Below are 22,523 nucleotides of genomic sequence, written 5' to 3' on the forward strand. Positions count from 1 at the left end.
ATCCTCAAGGAGTCCAGGGTGGAGGGCGCCGCGTGTGGGGCGCGGGTGTGGCCCTTGGTTCAGCACGTTGGATCAGTGAAGCCTGTGAATGGTTGTGCCGTCTTCACGGCGCTTTTATGTGGGCTCCGTCACAGGCGGAGGCGACTTGTGACCGCCTCGCCGTACGCCGTACAACTGTGCCCCGTGCCTGACAAGCCCTCAGACGACGAGACCTCCCGCGTTCCCGACGACGTGTGGGAGAAGTTCGTCCGCGACAGCGAACTCGACATCCGTGCCTCCGCGCCCAGGGAGGCGTCCGCGGCCGCCCGCGGCGCGAGCGGCCTGCCCGAGGGGTGGCGCACCGGCCCCGCGTGGCGGGAGCCGGCCGGCAGGACAGCCCGCCGCCGGCGGCTGTGGGCGCTGCTCGGCGTACCCGTGGCGGCCGCCGTGGCCGTCGTCGCGCTGAAGCCGTCGCTGCTGCCCGGCGACCCGTTCCGCACCGGCTCGGCGCAGGCCGCCACCGCGCCCCCGCTGCCGCCGGAGACCGCGCGCCCGACCGCGCCGGAGTCCGCCGCCCCCGACCGCCCGACCCTCGATCGCCCCTTCGCGGGGTCCCCGGCCGAGCGCTGGGCCGACGGCGAGGCCGGTCTCGTGCTGCCCGCAGCCCGGGCCATCGGCGTCCACTCCAAGGCCCAGGTGGCGAAGGCGCTGGAGCAGATCAGGACCCTGCTCGTCGACGCCAACCTCGACCCGGCCACCCTGCGCGGAGAGCGCCCCGCCGAGGCGCTGTCCGTGATCGAGCCCCACCAGAGCGAGCTGCGGACGCGGCTGGAGGCGTCGCTGCGCCGGCCGGACAAGGACCACGACCCGTTGCTGATGTTCACCCGCTTCGCGTCCGGTGACGTCCGGGTCGTCGGCACGGTGGTCAAGACGCGCGGCAGGACGACCGTCGGAGCCGGCGAGGACGGCAGCGTCCGCATCCACGCCGACTACACCTTCGTCTACCCGCTGGTCCGCGTCGACGGCTCCACCGAGGTGACCCGTACCGTCGTGCGCCGGGTGCTCGACATCGACCTGTACGACCCGAACCGGTACCGGGTCACCCCCGGCACCATCGCGGTGACCCGGTACGACCAGGAGGTCGGCAACTCGGGCTGCGACATCGACGACGGCTTTCTGCACCCCCAGTTCGAGTCGGCCGGCCCCACGGGCGCCCCGCCGAGCGGACCGGCGACGGACCCGTACGACCGCAGCAAGGAGCTGGACGCGAACCGGTCGGAGGGTTGCGGGACTGTCTCCCGGATCTGAGGGCCGCGCACGACGGAAGGTCCCCGCTTGGACGCGCTCCGACGGAAGGACCCCGCTTGGACGCGCGTACGACGGAAGGGCCCCGCGGGAGCTCGCCGCGGGGCCCTTCTTCGTCAGCACCGACGTCAGGGCAGCGCCGGTGCCTCGGGGAAGCGGCGCCGGGGGGTTGCGCCGCTGGTCCTCAACGGTGGTCATGACACGGCCGGCACCCGTCGGTGCACGGCAATACGGGCGGATACGGGGGAACTTGGGCTTGTCCGGCATCGTGCTGGATGACCGTGGGCGCCCGCAACCGTTCGGCCCGGCCCTTATGAAATTTTGCATATATCCGGGTTCCTGGATCCAGGTTCCCGTCGGCCGGCCCCGGGCGTCCCCGGAGCCGGCCGTTCTCTTGGGTGACCGGGCTGCTGTCCCCTGCCGTCCGGTCACTTCCCTGGAGCGAGGTCCCACGACGCACGGCACGAGCCGTACGTCTCATCGCTCCAGCGAGCCACGCGTGGTTCGTTCGGGCCCGCCCCTGGCTGGCACGGACATCGGTACCAACGAAGCGGCCCGGCCCCGGTCACGCTCCGTACGGGTGAGAGCGGATGCGAACGCAGGAGCGACGGGCGACGCGGGGCTCAGATGCGACCCCGGCACAGTTCGAGCATCGTCATCGCGAGCGCGGTGCCCGGCTTGCCGAGCGCGTCCCGGTAGCGGCCGAGGATCTCCAGCTCGCGGGAGAGGTTCACACGGCGGCCGCCGGAGGTGATCCGGGCCTCCTGGACCACGGCGGAGACGGCCATGCGTTCCTGGATCAGGCCGATGATCCGGTCGTCGAGCGCGTCGATGCGCTCCCGGGCGCCGGTGATCACATCGGCGGCCTCGGCGGTGTGCGCGCCGGTGACGTCGGTGGCGGTGGTGGTCATAGGGGGCTCCTCGTCGGACGGGGTGTGCCCCGGAGCGGCAAGATCCGGAAAACACCAGGCGCCCCGGACCTTGTCGGCCCGGGGCGCCTGGGAAGTCGCTTGTCAGTTGCTCAAGCAGCACGACCATGGCAGCCGGCGGGCCGGTTGCCATAGGTAAAGACGAAGGTCTGGTGCTGGAGCATGGGGCCAGTATGCCGTGCCCGGCGGGGGTGTCCAACATCGCCCGGATCGTGAGATGCGCGACTGTCGCGCACGCAGCGGGCCGCGCGGACCGCTTCGCGCGCCCACCTCGGTAGAATTGGCCAGCACAGAGACCCCGCCCCACCGCCGGAAGGCTCCCGTGTCATCAGCGCCCCCCGCTGCCGCCGCCCCCGACACCGTTCTGGTCGTCGACTTCGGCGCGCAGTACGCCCAGCTCATCGCCCGTCGCGTCCGCGAGGCCCGGGTCTACAGCGAGATCGTGCCCGGCACCATGCCGGTGTCCGAGATGCTCGCAAAGAACCCGGCGGCGATCATCCTTTCCGGCGGCCCCTCGTCCGTGTACGAGGAGGGCGCCCCCCGCCTGGACCGCGAGATCTTCGAGTCCGGCGTCCCCGTCTTCGGCATGTGCTACGGCTTCCAGCTCATGGCGCAGGCCCTCGGCGGAACCGTCGACAACAGCGGCGCCCGCGAGTACGGCCGCACCCCGCTGCACGTCTCGCGCGCCTCCTCCACGCTCTTCGAGGGCACCCCGGCCGAGCAGTCGGTGTGGATGTCGCACGGCGACGCCTGCTCCGCCGCTCCCGAGGGCTTCACGGTGACGGCCTCCACGGACGTCGTCCCGGTCGCCGCCTTCGAGAACGACGACAAGAAGCTCTACGGCGTCCAGTACCACCCCGAGGTCATGCACTCCACGCACGGCCAGCAGGTGCTGGAGCACTTCCTGTACCGCGGTGCGGGCCTGGAGCCGAACTGGACCACGGGCAACGTCATCGACGAGCAGGTCGAGGCGATCCGTGAGCTGGTCGGGGACAAGCGCGCGATCTGCGGCCTGTCCGGCGGCGTCGACTCCGCGGTGGCCGCCGCTCTCGTGCAGAAGGCCATCGGCGAGCAGCTGACCTGCGTCTACGTCGACCACGGTCTGATGCGCAAGGGCGAGACCGAGCAGGTCGAGAAGGACTTCGTCGCCGCGACCGGCGTCAAGCTGAAGGTCGTCGACGCCGAGGAGCGCTTCCTCACCGCGCTCAAGGGGGTCACCGACCCCGAGGAGAAGCGGAAGATCATCGGCCGCGAGTTCATCCGCGTCTTCGAGCAGGCCCAGGCCGAGATCGTCGCCGACGAGGGCCCGGCCGTGGAGTTCCTGGTCCAGGGCACCCTGTACCCGGACGTGGTCGAGTCCGGCGGCGGCACCGGCACCGCCAACATCAAGTCGCACCACAACGTCGGCGGGCTGCCCGAGGACCTCGAGTTCAAGCTGATCGAGCCGCTGCGCAAGCTGTTCAAGGACGAGGTCCGGATGGTCGGCCAGGAGCTCGGCCTGCCGGAGGAGATCGTCCAGCGCCAGCCCTTCCCGGGCCCCGGCCTCGGCATCCGCATCGTCGGCGAGGTCACCAAGGAGCGCCTGGACCTGCTGCGCGACGCCGACGCCATCGCCCGCGAGGAGCTGAGCGCGGCCGGCCTCGACCGCGACATCTGGCAGTGCCCGGTGGTCCTGCTCGCGGACGTCCGCTCGGTCGGCGTCCAGGGCGACGGCCGCACCTACGGTCACCCGATCGTGCTGCGCCCGGTGTCCTCCGAGGACGCCATGACCGCCGACTGGTCCCGGCTGCCGTACGACGTCCTCGCCAAGATCTCCACGCGGATCACCAACGAGGTGCGCGACGTCAACCGCGTCGTCCTCGACGTGACCTCCAAGCCGCCGGGGACCATCGAGTGGGAGTAGTCCCCGCTTGAAAGAGCCTAGGTGCGCTTGATCGTGCGCAGGGGCTCACCGGGCTTCCAGACCTGGACGACGAGGTACTTCTCGTCCTCCACACAGGTTCTGACGACCTCGGTCAGCTCGGTACGGAAGAGGTGGAACGGCTGCGGCGGTTCCACCTCTTTCGTGTAGGCGGACTTCTCGGGCCCGTCCGGCACCTCGTAGGCCCGGCCGCTGATCCGTACGTCGCCGCCGCCCATCCCGGTGCCGTCCCCGGGGTTCGCCTGGAGCGCGAAACGCGGGTCGCGGTGCAGGTCACGCGCCTTGAGCGAGCCATGCATCATCCCCAGCCACAGCTCGCCGTGCCGGAAGTCGACCTCCAGGCCGGAGGTGCGCGGCGAGCCGTCCTTGCGCAGGGTGACGAGGACGTGGTGGGTGAAGGCGCGGAAGCGCTCCTCGACGGTCTCGGCGAGGTCCGGCTCGGCGGTGGTGAAGACACCCCAGTTCGCAGTCATGCCGCGAGTCTGACAGTCAAAGGCGACATCTTCTGTCGTCTTTCGGCAAGGTCTGTTCTCCTTGACCGACCGGCGGTAACTTCCCGCCGTACAGCAACCGAGTGCCGGAGGACCAATGCCCGGGCCCACTCCGCCCCCACCCCTGCCCACGGACCGGCTGCGGTTCGCCATGCCGCCCAAGCACGACTCCCTGGAGGACGAGCGCCGGTACCGCAAGGAGCGGCTGGCGGGCGCACTGCGGATCTTCGGCCGGCTCGGCTACGAGGACGGCGTCTCCGGGCACATCACCGCACGCGACCCCGAGTTCACCGACTGCTTCTGGGTCAACCCGTTCGGCCTGTCCTTCCGCCACGTCACCGTCAGCGACCTGGTGCTCGCCAACTCCGACGGCCAGGTCATCGAGGGCCGCTACCACGTCAACCAGGCCGCCTTCAGCGTCCACGCCCAGGTGCACGCGGCCCGCCCCGACGTCGTCGCCGTCGCCCACTGCCACTCCGTGCACGGGCGCGCGCTCGCGGCCCTGGGCGAGCTGATCGACCCCGTCACCCAGGAGAGCTGCGCCTTCTACGAGGACCACGCGCTGTACAACGCCTACACCGGCGTCGCCGTCGACGCCGACGAGGGCCGTCGTATCGCCGCCGCGCTCGGCACCCACAAGGCGCTCGTGCTGCGCAACCACGGGCTGCTGACCGTGGGGGACTCGGTGGACGCCGCCGCGTGGTGGTTCGTGACGATGGAACGCTCCTGTCAGGTGCAGCTGGCCGCCAAGGCCGCCGGGCGGCCCCTGCTGATCGACCACAAGCTGGCGACCGCGACGCGTGAACAGCTCGGCGGCGATCTGGTGGCGTGGATCAACTATCAGCCGATGTGGCAGGACATCAGCCGCAGCGAGCCGGACCTGCTCACCTGAGACCTGCTCACCTGAGACCTGCTCACCCGAGACCGCCGGCACCCTCGCCCGTGCTCACCGGAAGCCGCGCAGGACGGCCGCTTTCGTCATCGCGAACTCCTCGTCCGTCAGCACTCCGCTGCGGTGCAGCTCGCCCAGCTCGCGCAGTCTGCGCAGCAGCATGTCGTGGTGGTCGCCGGGCGGGGGCCCGGCCGGCTCGGCGAGGACACCCGGCCGGTCGCCGTCGGCCAGGGGGTGGGCCGTGCGGGTCGACGGGTGCGGCAGCCGCGCGGTGACCGCGGCGGCCACCAGCGCCGTCAGCAGATCCCGGCGGGCGCTGCCCCACAGGTCCAGGGCGTACGGATCCTTCTCCGGCGGCAGCTTGGAGAACGCCGTCTCCCGCGTGACGAACCTCAGGAAGCCGTCCTCGTAGCCCGCGTTCGGCAACCACTCGACCTGCACCAGGTCACCGACGGCGATGATGCGCGGGCCCGTGGCGCGTTTGACCCGGTCGGAGGTGTCGGCCCAGTCGATGCGCACCTGTGCCCCGTCGAAGGACACCGTGCCGTCGGAGGTGCGCACCGACACGGGCACCGGTGGCCCGGGCAGCAGAAAGGACGTCGCGGGCTCCTTCGGGACCTGGTCCAGCAGCAGCGCGTGACGGATCTCCTCGGCGACGTACTCCGCCACCCCGGAACGGTCGGGGTCCACCGCCAGCCGGTAGGGATCGGCGGGCTGCGGCAGCCGGCCGCCCGTCGCCTGCAACAGGGGATCGGCTCCCTCGCGCAGGGTCAGCCGCAGCCGGCCGCGCTTGCGCTCCGGCTCGTAGACGATCCCGGCGACGGCCTCCAGCGGCACGGCGATCTCCCCGTACGTCTGCCGGAACAGCGGCACGGAGCGGTGCAGGCCCGGCGTGATCCTGACCGTGGTGCCGTCGAAGGCCCAGGTCCCGTCACGCTGGATGATCTCGGCCATAAGGGAATTCTCCCAGCCGGGTCAACACGGTGGGGCGGGCTTCACCCGCGCTGACCAGAGCTGGTGCCGCGGACCGTGCCGCGTAGGGCACAATGCGCTGTCGCCGCGGGGGAGTTGTCCGCCGGCGGCCGGCAGGCCGACCCGGGCCGCCGGTCAACAGGGTGATGGGGAAGGCAGGCTCGACGTGGCGGTGCAGGAGGCGAGAGGCGGCGCGCCGGCGGGCGCGCACGAGGGCGGCTGCACCTGCGGGGACTGCCCGCACGGCGCCAGAGAGGGACATCGGCGCGCGGTCGCCGCGTTCCTGAGCAGGCGGGACGAGTACGCCGCCGGACAGGGGCTGCCGACGGCCGTGGCGCACTCCGCGTCGGCGTCCCGGCAGTGGGTCTCCGAGGAACTCACCCAGTCCGCCGCGCTCGTCGCCGAACGCGGCCGTGCCGAGGGCGAGGCCTGGCTGACCGGGCTGTGGCGCCGCAGCGTGTGCACGGTGTGGGCGGCGGCCGTCGTCCTGCTGCTGGTGCAGGCCCTGACCGCGATCGGCGCGGGCTGGAGCGGAGCCCGCACGGCCGGGCTGCTGGCCGCCCTCGCCGTCGCCGGTGCGCTGACGGCGGCGTCCTGGTTCCACCGGGCGCGCGGCGGCGTGCTGGCCCCCGTGATCGGCGAGGACAACCGGCTGTCGACCTCGCGCGCGGTGGCCGCCTGCTGGGTGCTCTTCGTGGCCTACGCCGTGCTCGTGCTGGCCGGGCGGCTGGCCGCGGCCTCCGGGCACCGGGAGCGGGACGCCCTGATCGCCGGTCTCGGACTCGCCCGGGGCGCGGGCGTGGTGACCGTCCTCGCCGTGGTGTGCGGGATCGCCGTGCTGGTGCGGCGCGTGGTCGCGCTGCGGGTGCTCGGGCAGCGGCTGCAGAAGGTCCGCGCGGACCGCCCGCGCGCCGCCGACCTGCTCACCGACGACTGCGGCCGGGGCTCCTTCACCGACCTCCAGTACGTCGCGATCAGCGCGGTCGCCCTGGTGTTCGCGGCGGTACGGCTGGCCCGGCGGCCCGACCGGCTGCCGGACCTGCCGTGGGGGCTCGCGGTGGTGGTGCTGGTGTCGGCGGCGACCTATGTGGCCGGCAAGTACGCCGAGGGCGGCCGGCCCGTGATCCTCTCCGTCGTACGGGCCCGGGAGGCCGGCGACCTGGACGGGCCGATCCGGCAGGGCGACGACATCGAGATCCGCGGCGCCGGGTTCGTCCCGCCGGGCGCCCAGGGCGCCGACAGGCTGTCGCGGATGACGGTCCGCATCGGAGCCGTCCATGTGCACGTGCCGCTGATCCCGGTCACGGGCGGCTTCAGCAACCCCACCGACACCGCCCTGACGGTGCCGGTCCCGGCGGACGTCGAACCCGGCCGGGTGGAGGTGCAGGTGGTCACGGCGGCGGGCGTGGAGACCAACCGCTACACGATCGACGTGACCGAATGACACGCCCCCGTCGACGGTCCGCCGCCGGTGGTGAGTCGATCTCCTTTTCCGTTCGCCGGAATTGAGCCGATCGCCGCTTGCGTACGTATCGTCGGGTGACGGCACCGGCGGGCGAGAGGCGGCTGGCAGCGATGACTCACAGCATGCGCACGGAAACACACACCCCCCACCTCGGCCGTGGCCCCGGCCGGCGGGAATCCGCCGCCCGCTACGCCCTGCTCCCGCTCCGCTTCTTCCTCGGCATCACCTTCATCTACGCGGGTCTCGACAAACTGACGGACAGCGCCTTCATGCACGCCTCCGGCGCCGGGTCCATCGGCGACACCATGCGCTCGGTGCGGGACTCGGCGGCCATACCGGCGCTGGTCGACCTGGCGCTGAAGAGCCCCGTCGGCTTCGGCTACGCCATCGCCCTCGGTGAACTCGCCGTCGGCATCGGCGTCCTGCTCGGCCTGCTGGGCCGTCTCGCCGCCCTCGGCGGCGCCCTGATCTCGCTGAGCCTGTGGCTCACGGTCTCCTGGGCGACCAGCCCCTACTACTACGGCAACGACCTCGCCTATCTGATGGCCTGGCTGCCGCTCGTGCTGGCCGGGACCCCGCTCTTCTCGATCGACGCGATGCTGCGACGCCGCCACCGGGACGGCGGCTATCGATAGGGCGCCCTGCGCGAGCGGCGCCCGGCGGCCGCCCCGCTGAGGGAGGGCGGTCGCCTCGCCGCCACCGGGTGAGCGCAAGGGTGGCCCGGGCCGGGGACCGGCCGGCACGCCGGCCGGCCCCCGCCTCAGCCGTGGTCGCGTCGGCGTATCGCGTGGGTGACCATTCCGACCGCACCCGCCAGGCACAGGCCGCCGACGACCCAGGGGATCGCCGTGAACCACGGGGTGCGCCACAGGCCGGCCGCGTCACCGGCGTAGAGGATCCCGGTGACGGTCAGGGCGAGACCGGCGACCAGCCGGCCGGGCTGGAACTCATGACGCAGCACGGGACACCTCCACCTGGCCGACGCCGACCTTGAGGTCCAGCTCCAGCGTGCCGGCGCTCCGGCCGGCGCCTGCCGGTCTCAGGGTCACCTGCTTGTGCCGGCCCGGCTGCACGTCCACGTCCTTCGCATCCTCACCCGGCAACTGGATGTCACCCACCCCCACGTCGATGTCCGCCTTCACCGTCACGCCCTGCGGCACGATCACCCGCACCCGGCCCACGCCCACGTCGGCCAGCGTGCTCACCGTGCCTCCCGGGGGTACGGCGACCCGGGACAGGTCGAGCGTGCCGACGCCGGTGCCGACGTGGTACTTCGGCCGGACGTCCGCCGCCGCGGCCGGCCGCCATGTCGTCTGCACCCACTGCGTGCCGATGTCGTGCGGCAGCGCCGCCGACGCCGTGAGCAGCGCGGCCGTCACGACCGCCCAGAAGACCGAGCCCGCTCCCGTGCGCCCGAGGAACGCGCTGACGGCGATGCCGAGCCCGAACACGGTCAGCGCGCCGGCCAGCCCCACCTGCAGACTGGTGCCGAGCGGATGGTCCCGCCAGGTCAGGCCCGTACCGAGACCGCCCGCGGCCAGGGCCAGCAGGAACACCCAGCCGCCGATCCAGCGCGGGCCGCGCGGCGCCGGCCGGTCCGTGCCGGCCGGCGGTGCCGGGCGCTGCGGGGTCACCCCCCGGCCGATGTCGACGGCCGCCGCGATGTCCCGGTCGCGGGGGTCGCCCGGACCCCACAGATATCCCGTGCCCCCGACATGCGTGCCGTCCTTGACGATCGGGTCGCGCCACCAGGACGGGTAACCCGCCGCGGCCGGCGGCGCCTGCGCTTCCGGTGGAGCGTCCGCCACGGCCTGCGCCGCCAGCGGGTCGGGGCCCGGCGCGTCGCGCCGCTGCTGCCAGTACCCGGCGCCGGCCAGCAGCAGGGAGAGGGCGACGGCGAAGGTCAGCACCCCGCCGTTGCGCAGCATCGACAGGAACACCCCGCAGCCGACCAGCGCGAACAGCACGGCGGCGAGCGCCTGCCCGTCCACCCGCCCGGTGAGCAGCTTGCGGACCTCGTTCTCCTCGTCGTCGTCGTAGGGGACGAACAGCCAGAAGAAGCCGTAGAAGATCAGACCGACGCCGCCCGCGGCGGCCAGCACCGCGAGCGTGATCCGGAAGATGACCGGGTCCATGTCGCACCGCCGCCCCAGCCCGGCGCACACCCCGGCGATCGTCCGGTGCCGGCGGTCGCGACGGAAGAGGTGCGGGCCATCGGCCGTGGCGGTGCCCGGCTGCCCGGACCCGGCCGCCACGCCGGAGACGGACGGGACACCCTCGCCGGGAACCCCGTCCGCCGCGTGCTGGTGATCGGTCATGCGTCCATGGTGACGGGCGAGGCGGCCCGGCGGCAGCCGGGACGACCCTGGCCGGACCCTGATATCGCCCCTGAGTCCGGCGGCCGCACCGGCCGTACCGGCCAGGGGCGAAGATCAGGGGCATCCCAGGGGCAGACCCTGATGCTCCGGGCCGCCCGCCATGTGACCATCGATGGCATGCCGGAAGCCGCAGCAGCGCCCCTCGTCGAACCGCGGCCGCCGCGCAAGCTCTACCGCAGCAGCGACGGACGCTGGCTGGGTGGCGTGGCGCGGGGGCTCGCCGGGCACCTCGGGCTGCCCGTGATCTGGGTCCGCCTGGTCTTCGTGGGCCTGTTCATGGCGGACGGCCTGGGTGCGCTGCTGTACGCGGCGTTCTGGTTCTTCGTGCCGCTCGGCGTCGGCGGAGTCGACCAGCAGAAGCCGCCGTCCCTGGTGAGCACCGAGGTCTCGCCCGACGGCCGGCGCAGACTCGTCGCCCGCAGACCGGACCGGGGCCAGATCGTCGCCCTGCTCCTCATGGTCGTCGTCGCCCTGATCTTCGTCGGCAGCGTCAACATCGGCAACGGCGCCAAGGCGTATCTGCTTCCGGCGGTGCTCGTCGCCGCCGGTGTCGCCCTGGTGTGGCGGCAGGCGGACAACGCCCGCCGGGCCCGCTGGGTCGAGGTGGGCCGCCGCAAGCGCACCCTGACGCTGCTGCGGGCCGTGGCCGGGGTACTGCTGGTGACGGCCGGCGTGTCCGGGATCTTCGTCCTCCAGGGCTCCGCCGCCCACCTCGGCTCGGTGCTGCAGGCGGCGCTGGCGGTCCTGGTCGGGATAACGCTGCTGGCCGGCCCGTATCTGGTGCGGATGACACAGGACCTGTCCGAGGAACGCCTGATGCGCATCCGTGCCCAGGAGCGCGCGGAGGTCGCCGCCCATGTCCACGACTCGGTGCTGCACACCCTGACCCTGATCCAGCGCAACGCCGACAACGCGGGCGAGGTGCGCCGCCTGGCCCGCGCCCAGGAACGCGACCTGCGCACCTGGCTGTACAAGCCGGAGGGCACCGGCAAGGACGAGGCCGACGAGCCGGCCACCCTCGCCGAGGCGGTCAAGCGCAACGCCGCCGAGGTCGAGGACAAGCACGGGGTGGCCATCGAGGTGGTCGTCGTCGGCGACTGCCCGCTCGACGAACGGATCGCCGCGCAGATGCAGGCCGCGAGGGAAGCGATGGTGAACGCCGCCAAGTACGGTGGCGAGGGCGGCCCGGTCCAGGTCTTCGCCGAGGTCGAGGGCAGGACGGTGTTCGTGTCCGTACGGGACCGGGGCCCCGGCTTCGACCTCGACGCGATACCCGCCGACCGCATGGGCGTGAGAGAGTCGATCATCGGCCGGATGGAGCGCAACGGCGGCACGGCGCGGCTGCGCGCGGTGCCGGACGGCGGCACCGAGGTCGAGCTGGAGATGGAGAGGGCGGAGAAGACGTCATGAGCGACCCGACCGAGGCGAACGGTACGACGCAGACCGGCGGCACGGGCGAGCGCCGGGTGCGTGTGGTCCTCGTCGACGACCACCGCATGTTCCGCACCGGCGTGCAGGCCGAGATCGGCCGTACCGAGGAGACCGGCGTCGAGGTCGTCGGCGAGGCCGCCGACGTCGACCAGGCGGTCACGGTCATCACCGCGACCCGGCCCGAGGTCGTCCTGCTCGATGTGCACCTGCCGGGCGGCGGCGGGGTCGAAGTGCTGCGCCGCTGCGCCCCGTTGGCGGCCGACGCCGAGCGGCCCGTCCGCTTCCTCGCGCTGTCCGTGTCGGACGCGGCGGAGGACGTGATCGGTGTGATCCGCGGCGGCGCCCGTGGCTATGTCACCAAGACCATCACCGGTACCGACCTCATCGACTCGATCTTCCGGGTCCAGGAGGGCGACGCGGTGTTCTCCCCGCGTCTGGCCGGGTTCGTCCTGGACGCCTTCGCCTCCACCGACGCCCCGCCGGTCGACGAGGACCTGGACCGGCTCACCCAGCGCGAGCGCGAGGTGCTGCGGCTGATCGCCCGCGGCTACGCCTACAAGGAGATCGCCAAGCAGCTGTTCATCTCGGTGAAGACCGTCGAGTCGCATGTCTCCGCGGTGCTGCGCAAGCTCCAGCTGTCCAACCGTCACGAGCTGACACGCTGGGCGACGGCCCGCCGGCTGGTCTGAAGCCGCGGGCGCCCGCCGGGTTCACACCACCCGCGTCGCCCCCGCGAACGGCATCTGGTCGATCGGGGCGAGGCGGACCGGTGCCGAGGGGTTGGGGGCGTGGATCATCTGCCCGTTGCCCACGTAGAGGCCGACGTGGCTGATGCCGGAGTAGAAGAACACCAGGTCGCCCGGGAGCAGTTCGGAGCGCGAGACGCGGCGGCCGGCGCCGATCTGCGCGTAGGTCGTGCGCGGCAGGGAGACCCCCGCGGACCGGTAGGCGGCCTGCACCAGGCCCGAGCAGTCGAAGGCGTCGGGGCCGGTCGCGCCCCACACGTACGGGCTGCCGAGCTTGCTGTAGGCGTAGGCGATGGCGGCCGCCGCACGCGCGTCGGGCGCCTGGGCGGTCGCGGACCCGGGTGCGGTCAGCTCGTCGCGGGCCCCGGCGTCCGCGGCCCGTGAGGCGCGGTGCGTGCCGGAGGCGTCCCCGGCGGGGGTGTCCGCGGCGATCTGCCGCCGCTCCTCGGCGGTCAGCCGGGACAGCAGCCGGCGGGCCTGGTCCAGCTTGCCGGTGACGATCTCCTTCTGCCGCTTCAGCTCGGCCTGACGGGAGTGCAGCGCGGCCAGCTCCACCCGCGCGGCGCCCCGCAGCCGCTCGATCTGGCGCAACTCGCCGCGGACCAGGGAGACGGCCTGCGCCTGCCGGTCACCCGCCCGCTCGGCGAAGGCGGCGCCCTCGAGGTACCGCTCGGGATCGTCGGACAGGGCGAGCTGCACCGCCGGGTCCAGGCCGCCGCTGCGGTACTGCGCGCTGGCGACGGCCCCCAGGGCGTCCCGGGCCTCGTTCAGCCGCTGCTGCTTGCGGGCCGTCTCGTCCTGCAGGTCCTTCAGCCGGCGCCCGGCGGCCCCCGCCTCCTCCTTCGCGCCGTTGTACTTCTCGGTGGCCGCCTCGGCCTCCTGGTACAGCTTGTCGATCTGCGCCTTGACCTGGGCCGGAGTCGGATCGGGCGCGGCGTGGCCGGTGCCGTCGAACGCCGTGGCCGCCGCCGCGCCCGCGAGGGCGACCGTGAACGCCGTACGAGCCGTCCGGCCGCCGGGCGGGCGCTGCCGATGCTTGCCGTGTGCTGCCACGGGGACCGCACGTCCTTTCCTGTGACGCCTGTGGCCGGCTCGGAGCCGGCCGCGGGGTGCGTGCCCGGCGGCGTCCCGACAGGGGAACAGGGCGCCACCGGGCTCTTCGGCGGATGACCGACGGCCGCCCCTGGCCCGGACGGCGGTGGGGAGCCGGTCATCTGGGGGAGGACGCTAAACCCGAAAGTGACGGGATGGTGACGGCCTGTACGGAAGTGATGCGAGCGGACCGCGAGATGACCGTATGTGACCGTGATCCCGTTCCGGTGACGGCGACTTCACACAGCGCACCGACCGAAGCGCCGATTCGGCCCACGGGAGGGGCGCCGGACTGCTACGGAACACCCCTGGCTAGGCTCCGGCCCCATGGACGTACTCATCCATCTCTTCGTCGGCCTGCACATCATCGGCATCGCCTCGCTCCTGGGCGGCTTCCTCACCCAGATGAAGGCGATGGGCCGGGGCACCGCCCGCTTCGTCCCGGCGATGCTGCACGGCGCGCTGACGATGCTGGTCACCGGTGTGATCCTGGTCGGCCTCAACCAGGCCGACGACCACACCGTCAACACGATCAAGATCGGCGTGAAGCTGGCGCTGCTGATCGTGATCCTCGGCCTGGTCTACGTCAAGCGCGACGACGAGAAGGTGGACAAGCCCCTCTTCGGCCTCGTCGGCCTGCTGACCGTGGCGAACATCTTCATCGCGGTGCTGTGGACCTGAGCGCGTCCCGGCCCGCCAGCACGGCACCGGCGGCCACGGCAAGCCACGCGGCCACCGAGAGCCACAACAGGGCCTGACCCGGGTCCAGCAGCCACGACACGTCGACGGCGGCGGCGACGGACAGCGTCGCCGCCGCCGTCATGCCCAGCGGGAACACCGTGGCCCAGCGGCGCGTGTCATAGGTGAGCCGGGGCCGGACCACCTCGGCGACCGCCAGCACGACGTACCAGGCCAGGTCCAGGACCAGCAGCGCGACGGTCGCGAAGCGCAGGACGCCGCGGTCGTCGTCGTTCCACAGGTACAGCCGCCCGCTGTCGGCGGCCAGCAGCTTCGCGCCGGCCAGCGCGGAGATCGCCAGCGCACCGCCCGCGATCCAGTGGTCGCCGGGCCCCTCAAGCACCTGCCGCAGATCGAACCGGGTCAGGGCGATGCCGTAGAGGACCAGGCCGAGCCCGAACAGCACCAGCGCGGCGTGCGCGAGCCAGGCCGTCGCCAGGGCGCCCGCGAGGACGGCGGCCAGCACCGCCAGCCCCTGCGTGGCCACGCAGGCGAGGAACACCGCCCCCGGCATCCGCGGCTGCCAGTTCCGTACGACGGTCACGATCAGCACCGGCCACAGCACCGCCGCCAGCGCCAGCAGCGCCTCGGCGAGCGTGATCCACCCCAGCAGCACGAACCGGGTGCCCAGCACCGTCGTCGCGGCCACGGACGTCAGCGCGCCCGGAGTCTGCGCCTCCGACACCCACCGCGGCCGGTCCGCCAGCAGCCGCGCGACGAACTGAGCGGCCAGGCCCAGCCAGAAGGCGCAGGCCGCGGCCAGCCAGATCCGGGACAGCAGCTCGTACCCGGTCAGCCGCAGCCCGACCGACACGATGCCGGTCGCCATCACGGCCGCCCCGGCCGCCGGGGTGCGCTGCGACCACCAGGCGCGCAGCGGGGGCGGGGAACCGGACGTGGCGTGCCGACGCGAGGAAACGGACATGCCGTCGATGCTATGAACCCGCCGTCGCGCGTCGGCAGGGCCACGCGCACCGACGGCCGTAAACCGTCAGGCCGGGCGTACGCGCGCGTGCGGCGTGGGGCGGCGGCTTCGCGCGCGTGGACCGTCAGGCCGGGCGTACGACGCTGTGGACGGCCGACTCGCCGTCGTAGTAGATGGACTCCTCGCGCACATAGGCGCCGGGCTTCGGGGCGTGGATCATCATGCCGCCGCCGATGTAGATGCCGACGTGGCTGATGTCGTCGTAGAAGAACACGAGATCGCCCGGCCGGGCCTGGGACAGCGGGACGGTCGTGCCGGCGTTCACCTGGTCGTAGGTGGTGCGCGGCAGGTCCACGTCGGCGGCCTTCCAGGCGGCCTGGGTCAGGCCGGAGCAGTCGTAGGAGCCGGGGCCGGTCGCGCCCCACACGTACGGCTTGCCGATCTGCGCGCGGGCGAAGGCGAGCGCCTTGTCGGCCTGGGAGCCGGTGCTCGTGCTCCCCGTGCCGGTGCCGGTTCCGGTGTTCGTGCCGCCGTTCTCGGTGCCGGTGCCGGTGCCGGTGCTCGTGCCGCCGGTCGAGGAGCCGGCCTGCTGCCGGTCCTGCTGTCGCTGCTGTGCCGCCTGCTGCCGGGCCAGCTCCGCCGCCTTGCGCGCCGCCTCCTCCTGCTGGTGCCGCTCGATCGCGGCGAGCCGTGCCTTCTCCTCGGCGGTCAGCTTCGACAGCAGCTCCCGCGCGTCGGCGAGTTTCTTCTGAACGGTGGCCTTGGCGGTGCGCAGATCGTTCTGCGAGTCGGTGAGCGTGCGCAGCCCGTCGGTGGCCTCGCGGCGCTGCTTCATCGTCTCCGACTGCTGGGTGACGTAGTCGTCGACGGCGTCCTTCTGGTGGCTGGTCAGCCGGTCCATCAGATGGCTCTGGTCGAAGTACTGCTGCGGAGAGTCGGCGAGCAGGAACGTGGCCGTGCTCGGGAGGGACGCGCCGCCGGTGCGGTACTGCGCGGCGGCGTAGGAGCCGAGCTGCTCGCGCGCCTCGTTGAGCTTCTCGGTGCGCCGGGCGACGTCGTCCATCAGGGAGTCGACACGGGTGCGCTGCTTGGCGGTGCGCTCCTTGGCCGCGTTGTACTTGTCGGTCGCGGACTCCGCCTGCCGGTAGAGGTCGTCGACCTTCTTCTCGACTTCCTCGAGGCTGGGCTTGTTCTCTGCGGGGACGGCGTCGGCCGTCTGGGACAGCAGGGCCACGGAGGTGAGGGCGGCCGTGGCCAGGGCGGGGGTCCGTATGCCGGCGAGGGTCCCCGCGGGACGCGACTTGCGGTGCGACGCCAAGGGAGGCGACTCCTTCCAACGCGCCGCCTGCCGGGTTGGCGATGGGGGCACCTCCCAGGCCCATAAGGCTCTGGGGGAGGGTTCGGGCGGTGGGAAGGGTCGCCCTACGGCTCCCGTCGGGACGGGTGGGCCGATTCACCCCAGGTCTCTCGGGTGGGTCCCCGGCTCCGGGCGCTGTGCGGGCGTTCCGGACTCGGCGGAGGCCGCGCGGCCCGGCGACGTTCGCCGGTGGAGTTCGTACGGCCTGGGCGGCACGGTAGCCAACTCGTGTGCCTGCTGTGAAGGTTGGTGCGTGATATGCCCGATACATTTCCGTGACCATCGCGTAGTGTCGCGGTCCGGTGATGGACGGTGACGTGTGATGTTTCCCGGACTGGCCCGGGTTGTCAGTGGGGCGCCCTAGACTCGGAGAGCGATGAGCAGCCTCTTTGACGACAGCTTCCTGGCGGACCTCCAGGCCCCGCGGGCCCACGCGGAGGAGCACCCGCCGCCGCCCGAGGACGAACACGCTCCGGAACCGTTTCCGGACGATCTGTTCGGCGGGAAGTTCGACGCGCCCCCACCGGACCGAGAGACGCACTACCGCGACGGCGCCCCGCGCCCCGCGCTCGACGCCGCCGCGCTGCTGGAAGGGCTGAACGACAACCAGCGCGCCGCCGTCGTCCACTCCGGCTCCCCGCTGCTCATCGTGGCCGGCGCCGGCTCCGGCAAGACCCGGGTGCTCACCCACCGCATCGCCCATCTGCTCGCCGAGCGGAACGTCCACCCGGGCCAGATCCTCGCGATCACCTTCACCAACAAGGCCGCGGGCGAGATGAAGGAGCGCGTCGAGCAGCTCGTCGGCCCGCGCGCCAACGCGATGTGGGTGATGACCTTCCACAGCGCGTGCGTGCGCATCCTGCGCCGCGAGTCGAAGAAGCTCGGCTTCACGTCGTCCTTCTCGATCTACGACGCCGCCGACTCCAAGCGTCTGATGGCCCTGGTCTGCCGCGACCTGGACCTCGACCCCAAGCGCTTCCCGCCGAAGTCCTTCAGCGCCAAGATCAGCAACCTGAAGAACGAGCTGATCGACGAGGAGGACTTCGCCGCGCAGGCCGCCGACGGCTTCGAGAAGACCCTCGCCCAGGCCTACGCCCTGTACCAGTCGCGGCTGCGCGAGGCGAACGCCCTCGACTTCGACGACCTGATCATGACGACGGTCAACCTGCTGCGCGCCTTCCCGGACGTCGCCGAGCACTACCGCCGCCGCTTCCGGCACGTCCTGGTCGACGAGTACCAGGACACCAACCACGCCCAGTACGCGCTGGTCCGTGAGCTGGTCGGAACCGGAGAGCACGACGAGGACGTCCCGCCCAGCGACTACGACCTGCCGCCCGCCGAGCTGTGCGTGGTGGGTGACGCCGACCAGTCGATCTACGCCTTCCGTGGTGCGACGATCCGCAACATCCTCCAGTTCGAGGAGGACTACCCGGACGCGACGACGATCCTGCTGGAGCAGAACTACCGCTCCACGCAGACCATCCTGTCCGCCGCCAACGCGGTCATCGAGCGCAACGAGTCCCGCCGCCCGAAGAACCTGTGGACCAACGCCGGCCAGGGCGCCCGCATCGCGGGTTACGTCGCCGACACCGAGCACGACGAGGCCCAGTTCGTCGCCGACGAGATAGACCGTCTGGTCGACGCGGGCGAGGCCAAGGCCGGCGACGTCGCCGTCTTCTACCGCACCAACGCCCAGTCCCGTGTCTTCGAAGAGGTCTTCATCCGCGTCGGCCTGCCCTACAAGGTCGTCGGCGGTGTCCGCTTCTACGAGCGCAAGGAGGTCCGGGACGTCCTGGCCTACCTGCGCGTCCTCGCCAACCCCGAGGACTCGGTCCCGCTGCGGCGCATCCTGAACGTGCCCAAGCGCGGCATCGGCGACCGCGCCGAGGCGATGATCGACGCCCTGTCCCAGCGCGAGAAGATCAGCTTCCCGCAGGCGCTGAAGCGGGTCGACGAGGCGTACGGCATGGCCGCCCGTTCCACGAACGCCGTCAAGCGGTTCAACACGCTGATGGAGGACCTGCGTACGATCGTGGAGTCCGGCGCCGGACCGGCCACCGTCCTCGAAGCCGTCCTGGAACGCACCGGCTATCTGGCCGAGTTGCAGGCGTCCACCGACCCGCAGGACGAGACCCGCATCGAGAACCTCCAGGAACTCGCGGCCGTGGCCCTGGAGTTCGAGCAGGAGCGCGGCGAGGGCGAGCCGGTGGGGCTCGCCGACTTCCTGGAGCAGGTCGCCCTCGTCGCCGACTCCGACCAGATCCCGGACGAGGACGAGGACGGCTCCGGAGTCATCACTCTGATGACCCTGCACACCGCCAAGGGCCTCGAATTTCCGGTGGTGTTCCTCACCGGCATGGAGGACGGCGTCTTCCCGCACATGCGGGCCCTCGGCCAGACCAAGGAGCTCGAGGAGGAGCGCCGCCTGGCCTACGTCGGCATCACGCGTGCCCGCGAGCGGCTGTACCTGACGCGGTCGACGATGCGCAGCGCGTGGGGACAGCCGTCGTACAACCCGCCCTCCCGGTTCCTGGAGGAGATTCCGCCGCACCACGTGGAGTGGAAGCGCACGGGCGGGGCCGCGCCCGTCTCCTCCGGTCCGGTCTCGGGGATCGCCGCCTCGCTGTCCTCGTCCCGCTCGCGTTCCTCGGCCGCCGGTGCGTCCGGGTTCGCCACGCGGCGCGCCGGGGACAAGCCGGTGGTCTCACTGGCGGTGGGGGACCGGGTCACCCACGACCAGTTCGGGCTGGGCAGCGTGGTCGAGGTGCGCGGCACCGGCGACAAGGCCGAGGCGACGATCGACTTCGGCGACGACAAGCCGAAGCGGCTGCTGCTGCGGTACGCGCCGGTGGAAAAGCTGTAGGGACACGGGAGTTCCGGGGGCTTCGGCCCCCGGGAACCCGGTCGCTCACGCCGGGGCGCTTGCGGTGGGCTGCTTGCGTCGGGTCGCTTCGGCCGGGTCGCTTGCGGCGGGTCGCCTACGTCGGGTCGAGGCCGTGGCTGCGCAGCCACGGCAGCGGGTTGATCGCCGCGCCGCCGCCCGGCCGGACCTCGAAGTGCAGGTGCGGGCCGGTGGAGTTGCCCGAGTTGCCGGAGTACGCGATCGGCTGCCCGGCCTTGACGCTCGTACCGGAGGAGACGCGGTAGCTGGAGAGGTGGCAGTACCACGTCTCCGTGCCGTCCGGGGCGGTGAGGATCAGCATGTTGCCGTAGGCGCTGTTCCACTGCGTGCGGACGACGCCGTCGGTCGCGGCCATCACGGTGGTGCCGTACGAGACGGGGAAGTCGATGCCGGTGTGCACCGACATCCAGTTGATGCCGGCCTGGCCGAAGTAGGCGCTCAGCCCGTGCTGGAGCACCGGCAGCGCGAACTTGGGGCGCATGCGCTCCTTGCGCTCCGCCTCCTCCGCCGCCTTCTTGCGCTCCCTCTCCTGCTGCGCCTTGAGGTCGATGCGCTCCTGCGTCCGGCTGGCCCGGTCGGCGAAGTCGTCGGCGCCGGCGGACAGGCTCGCGAGCTGGGTGTCCAGCTTGTTGTTGGCGGCGGACGGTTTCACCGCGTGCCCGTCGGCGGCGGAGGCGCTGGTGTCGCTGCCGCCGTCGCCGCTCAGCGAGCCGACGGAGGCAACCGCGATCCCGGCGACACCCATCACACACGCCGACGGTACGGCGATGGTCAGCAGCGCCGACCGCTTGGCGGGCGTACGGCGACGGGAGCGTCCGGAGTTCCGGGCCGCGGCGCGCGACGACGGGCGGGGGGCGGTCTCCTCCTGCTCCTCCAGCAGCGGCGCGGAGCCGGGGTCGACGGCGGGCAGCTCACCGGTGGCGCTCAACTCGCCGTCCTCGTGCCCGGGTTCCTCGTAGGAGACCTGGTCGAAGGCGGCGGTGGCGTCGGCGGCAGGCTGTTCCTCGAAGGCGGCGAAGGTGCCGGTGCCCTGTTCCTCGAAGGCGGCGAAGGTGCCGGTGCCCTGCTGGTCGAAAGGTTCCGGCTGGTGTTCGTAGCCGCCGGTCGTGTCGGCGGTGCCGCCGCTGTTCCACTGCGTGGCGTCGTAGACGCCGGTGTCGAAGCTCTGCGTGCCCCAGTCCCACTGCTGGGTGGCGTCGGCGGTCGCCTGGTCGGGCTGGAGCCAGGCGGACGCGTCCCACTCGCCCGAAACCTCGGCGGGGGCGGCCTGCGGCGGGATGGCCGACAGATGCTGGTAGTCGGTCGTCCAGGCCGTCGTGTCGTAGGCGCCCGTGTCATAGGCGGCGTGGTGCTGGGCCGCGTACGGGTCCTGGTGCACCGCCTGGTGGCCACCCGTGGCCCACTGACCGGTGTCGTAGCCGCCCTCGTCCGGGAGGCTGCCGAAGAGCGGGTCGGCCGCGAACGTCCCCGTGGTGTGCGCCGGGTTTGAAAAACCGCTCGCGTCATACCCGTTGGGGGTGGTGAAGTTGCCGTACGGGGCGTCCTGCGCGCCGTACGACGACGCGTACTGCGCCGAGGAGGCGTCGGAAGCCGGAGCCGGGGTGGTCGTGGTCCCCGACGGGTGACGGTCGTTCACCAACTTCTCTTTCGCCTCGACAACAGGGGCTGCCAGAGCAGTGCGGCGACTGTACCCGGCGGTACGCGGGCGCGACAATCTTCGTCAGGTTTCATGCGCGCAGGAAACGGGCATTCGGCCGTCTTTTGGCCGTCGCAGACCCGGGCTTGGCCTTGCGTTCGATGACTGTTCGACTTTGTGTTGCCGTAGAGGCGTTTGCCGGGGCCGTGCGGGGTGTTCCGGAACGGAGCGATCCGGTCACACCGTGTGACCGGATCGTCGGATGAGCCGGACGTCCTGCGGTCGTCCTGCGACGTCAGGCGACGGTCAGGCCGCCCGCGTGGGTGCCGGTGCCGGCTCCGGGGAGCTCCGCGTCGAGCGCCTGCCGTATGCCGGCCGCCACGGTCGGGTGAACCGGCAGGGCCAGATGGCCGATCCCGGTCACCCGGACGTTGTGCGCCAGCAGGTCGGGATGGTCGATGCAGGCGCTCTCCAGCGGGTCCATCAGATGGTCCAGGTCGCTCCAGAAGCTCACGAAGTGCGTACGGCAGCCGGGCGCCGGCTGGGCCAGCTCCTCGAGCACCGGCGAACCGGGCCGCATCTGGCGCACGATCGGGTGGGCATTGGCCAGCGGTGCCACCCGGGTGCCGGAGTGCGGTGTGCCCAGCGTGACCAGCGTGCGCACCCGGTGGTCGCCGCCGAGCCGCTGGACGTAGTACCGGGCGATCAGGCCGCCGAGACTGTGCCCGACGACGTCCACGCGGTCACTGCCCGTGCGCTCGCAGATCTCCTCGATGTGCCGGCCGAGCAGTTCGGCCGCGATACGGATGTCGCAGGTCAGCGGGGAGTAGTTCAGTGACTCGACGCGCTGCCTGCCGTGCTGGGCGAGATTGCGGCGCAGCAGCACGAACACCGACCGGTTGTCGATGAAGCCGTGCAGCAGCACCACGGGCGGCTGGACCGGTACCGGCAGCCGGGCCGGATCCGGGGCCTCGGAGGTCACGTCGTCGCCGGCGGGCCCGGGCACGGCGGCGGGGGAGACGCCTCGCCCGCGCACGGGCGGGGCGGGCAGGGGGCGGCTGCGGCGCTCCTGCACGATGCCGGAGGGATAGAGCAGGAGATGGCCGGTGAGGATCGCGACTTCCAGGGCGGTCGCCTTCAGCAGGGCCGCCGAGAGCCCGGCCAGCCTGCTCGGCAGGAGGCGCTGACAGAGGGGGAGAAAGGGGTAGAGGACCCTGGTGACCGTCATGGCCGACCTCCTGTCGGCACCTGGGAGGACTTCTCTGTCTTCCCTGTGCCCTAGTGGGAAGCCGGGGCCGAGGCCGTCGACGGCGTGTCCTGCGGCGTCTGCGATGTGCTCCTGTGTCGATACCGCCGTGCCCTCG

The 22,523-nt window shown here is 72.3% G+C and carries 19 protein-coding genes; 9 read left to right on the forward strand and 10 right to left on the reverse strand.

Annotated features, from left to right (window positions below):
• Positions 1 to 183 precede the first annotated feature (183 nt).
• Positions 184 to 1,287 (forward strand): hypothetical protein, encoded by a 1,104-nt coding sequence (locus ACZ64A_RS19925; protein WP_469811732.1) that lies wholly within the window; start codon positions 184 to 186, stop codon positions 1,285 to 1,287.
• A 620-nt stretch (positions 1,288 to 1,907) separates the two neighbouring features.
• On the opposite strand, the gene ACZ64A_RS19930 is transcribed toward ACZ64A_RS19925, so the two are convergent.
• Positions 1,908 to 2,195: a chorismate mutase gene (locus ACZ64A_RS19930; RefSeq protein ID WP_469811733.1), complete on the reverse strand. Its 288-nt coding sequence runs from the start codon at positions 2,193 to 2,195 to the stop codon at positions 1,908 to 1,910.
• A 340-nt stretch (positions 2,196 to 2,535) separates the two neighbouring features.
• On the opposite strand from ACZ64A_RS19930, the gene guaA reads away from it, so the two are divergent.
• The gene (gene guaA / locus ACZ64A_RS19935) at positions 2,536 to 4,116 is read left to right on the forward strand and encodes a glutamine-hydrolyzing GMP synthase (protein WP_469811734.1); all 1,581 of its coding nucleotides are present in this window, start codon (positions 2,536 to 2,538) and stop codon (positions 4,114 to 4,116) included.
• Positions 4,117 to 4,133: 17 nt separating this feature from the next.
• On the opposite strand, the gene ACZ64A_RS19940 is transcribed toward guaA, so the two are convergent.
• A complete protein-coding gene (locus ACZ64A_RS19940) occupies positions 4,134 to 4,607 on the reverse strand; it encodes a pyridoxamine 5'-phosphate oxidase family protein (protein ID WP_469811735.1) in 474 nt (157 codons plus the stop codon).
• Positions 4,608 to 4,722: 115 nt separating this feature from the next.
• On the opposite strand from ACZ64A_RS19940, the gene ACZ64A_RS19945 reads away from it, so the two are divergent.
• Positions 4,723 to 5,517, forward strand: a complete 795-nt coding sequence (locus tag ACZ64A_RS19945; RefSeq protein WP_469811737.1) for a class II aldolase/adducin family protein — start codon at positions 4,723 to 4,725, stop codon at positions 5,515 to 5,517.
• A gap of 54 nt (positions 5,518 to 5,571) precedes the next feature.
• Here the strand turns inward: ACZ64A_RS19945 and ACZ64A_RS19950 are convergent, their stop codons facing one another.
• On the reverse strand, positions 5,572 to 6,471 hold the full coding sequence (locus ACZ64A_RS19950; RefSeq protein WP_469811739.1) for a DUF4429 domain-containing protein: 900 nt from the start codon (positions 6,469 to 6,471) through the stop codon (positions 5,572 to 5,574).
• A 184-nt stretch (positions 6,472 to 6,655) separates the two neighbouring features.
• On the opposite strand from ACZ64A_RS19950, the gene ACZ64A_RS19955 reads away from it, so the two are divergent.
• Together ACZ64A_RS19955 and ACZ64A_RS19960 are read left to right on the forward strand one after the other, a co-directional pair.
• Positions 6,656 to 7,933, forward strand: coding sequence for a hypothetical protein (locus ACZ64A_RS19955; protein ID WP_469811741.1), 1,278 nt, complete (start codon positions 6,656 to 6,658; stop codon positions 7,931 to 7,933).
• 131 nt (positions 7,934 to 8,064) lie between these two features.
• Positions 8,065 to 8,589, forward strand: a complete 525-nt coding sequence (locus tag ACZ64A_RS19960) for a DoxX family membrane protein (protein ID WP_469811743.1) — start codon at positions 8,065 to 8,067, stop codon at positions 8,587 to 8,589.
• A 125-nt stretch (positions 8,590 to 8,714) separates the two neighbouring features.
• Here ACZ64A_RS19960 and ACZ64A_RS19965 read toward each other — a convergent pair whose 3' ends face one another.
• Both ACZ64A_RS19965 and ACZ64A_RS19970 read right to left on the reverse strand, forming a co-directional pair.
• On the reverse strand, positions 8,715 to 8,915 hold the full coding sequence (locus ACZ64A_RS19965) for a hypothetical protein (protein WP_469811744.1): 201 nt from the start codon (positions 8,913 to 8,915) through the stop codon (positions 8,715 to 8,717).
• On the reverse strand, positions 8,902 to 10,272 hold the full coding sequence (locus tag ACZ64A_RS19970) for a PspC domain-containing protein (protein ID WP_469811746.1): 1,371 nt from the start codon (positions 10,270 to 10,272) through the stop codon (positions 8,902 to 8,904). The genes ACZ64A_RS19965 and ACZ64A_RS19970 overlap by 14 nt, the downstream gene beginning before the upstream one ends.
• Positions 10,273 to 10,449: 177 nt before the next feature.
• On the opposite strand from ACZ64A_RS19970, the gene ACZ64A_RS19975 reads away from it, so the two are divergent.
• Complete coding sequence (locus tag ACZ64A_RS19975; protein WP_469811747.1) at positions 10,450 to 11,742, forward strand: ATP-binding protein; 1,293 nt, start codon at positions 10,450 to 10,452, stop codon at positions 11,740 to 11,742.
• Positions 11,739 to 12,452 carry a LuxR C-terminal-related transcriptional regulator gene (locus ACZ64A_RS19980; RefSeq protein WP_469811748.1) on the forward strand — a complete coding sequence of 238 codons (714 nt, stop codon included), beginning with the start codon at positions 11,739 to 11,741 and terminating at the stop codon, positions 12,450 to 12,452. The genes ACZ64A_RS19975 and ACZ64A_RS19980 overlap by 4 nt, the downstream gene beginning before the upstream one ends.
• A 21-nt stretch (positions 12,453 to 12,473) precedes the next feature.
• On the opposite strand, the gene ACZ64A_RS19985 is transcribed toward ACZ64A_RS19980, so the two are convergent.
• Positions 12,474 to 13,562: a C40 family peptidase gene (locus ACZ64A_RS19985; RefSeq protein ID WP_469811750.1), complete on the reverse strand. Its 1,089-nt coding sequence runs from the start codon at positions 13,560 to 13,562 to the stop codon at positions 12,474 to 12,476.
• A 366-nt stretch (positions 13,563 to 13,928) separates the two neighbouring features.
• On the opposite strand from ACZ64A_RS19985, the gene ACZ64A_RS19990 reads away from it, so the two are divergent.
• Positions 13,929 to 14,282, forward strand: a complete 354-nt coding sequence (locus tag ACZ64A_RS19990; RefSeq protein ID WP_361632229.1) for a hypothetical protein — start codon at positions 13,929 to 13,931, stop codon at positions 14,280 to 14,282.
• Here ACZ64A_RS19990 and ACZ64A_RS19995 read toward each other — a convergent pair.
• Both ACZ64A_RS19995 and ACZ64A_RS20000 read right to left on the reverse strand, forming a co-directional pair.
• Positions 14,260 to 15,264, reverse strand: coding sequence for a tellurite resistance/C4-dicarboxylate transporter family protein (locus tag ACZ64A_RS19995; protein ID WP_469811751.1), 1,005 nt, complete (start codon positions 15,262 to 15,264; stop codon positions 14,260 to 14,262). The genes ACZ64A_RS19990 and ACZ64A_RS19995 overlap by 23 nt on opposite strands.
• 124 nt (positions 15,265 to 15,388) lie before the next feature.
• Complete coding sequence (locus ACZ64A_RS20000) at positions 15,389 to 16,582, reverse strand: C40 family peptidase (RefSeq protein ID WP_469811752.1); 1,194 nt, start codon at positions 16,580 to 16,582, stop codon at positions 15,389 to 15,391.
• A gap of 415 nt (positions 16,583 to 16,997) precedes the next feature.
• Here ACZ64A_RS20000 and pcrA point away from each other — a divergent pair, with 415 nt between their 5' ends.
• Complete coding sequence (gene pcrA / locus ACZ64A_RS20005; RefSeq protein ID WP_469811753.1) at positions 16,998 to 19,484, forward strand: DNA helicase PcrA; 2,487 nt, start codon at positions 16,998 to 17,000, stop codon at positions 19,482 to 19,484.
• 115 nt (positions 19,485 to 19,599) lie between these two features.
• Here the strand turns inward: pcrA and ACZ64A_RS20010 are convergent, their stop codons facing one another.
• The gene (locus ACZ64A_RS20010; protein ID WP_469811755.1) at positions 19,600 to 21,159 is read right to left on the reverse strand and encodes a M23 family metallopeptidase; all 1,560 of its coding nucleotides are present in this window, start codon (positions 21,157 to 21,159) and stop codon (positions 19,600 to 19,602) included.
• 295 nt (positions 21,160 to 21,454) lie between these two features.
• A complete protein-coding gene (locus ACZ64A_RS20015; protein WP_469811756.1) occupies positions 21,455 to 22,387 on the reverse strand; it encodes an esterase/lipase family protein in 933 nt (310 codons plus the stop codon).
• Between the last annotated feature and the right edge of the window lie 136 nt (positions 22,388 to 22,523).

The sequence above is a fragment of the Streptomyces sp. NPDC104814 genome, from assembly GCF_055583185.1.